We start from the raw sequence: 444 nt of genomic DNA on the forward strand, positions 1-444 counted from the left end.
CGTCAAAACCGTCAACGACTTTACCGAATACGGCATAGCCCCAGTCTTGGACTACGGTTTTGCCGTACAGCTCTTTAGAACGGAAGTTCAGGAAAGCGTTGTCGGCAGTGTTGATGAAGAATTGCGCGCTGGCAGAATGAGGATCGGAAGTACGCGCCATGGCGATGGTGTATTTTTCGTTAGGCAAACCGTTGGATGCTTCGTTTTGAATCGGATCGCGGGTTTCTTTTTCGTTCATGTTTTCATCCATGCCGCCGCCTTGAATCATAAAGCCTTTGATGACGCGGTGGAAGATTACGCCGTCGTAGAAGCCGTCTTTAACGTATTGCTCGAAGTTTTTAGCAGTAACGGGGGCTTTGTCGAAATCGAGTTCGATTTTGATGTCGCCTTTGTTGGTGTGCAGGATAATCATGGGTTTCCTTTCGTTAGAATCCGGTTTTGAAT

1 protein-coding gene is annotated in these 444 nt (G+C 47.5%); it reads right to left on the reverse strand.

Features of this window, described 5'->3' with window-relative positions; translation table 11 throughout:
- On the reverse strand, window positions 1-412 hold a 412-nt coding region (locus ACTHUM_RS19785; protein WP_440403980.1), incomplete at its 3' end, for a peptidylprolyl isomerase.
- Window positions 413-444 lie beyond the last annotated feature (32 nt).

It is taken from the genome of Neisseria sp. P0021.S006 (assembly GCF_051956895.1).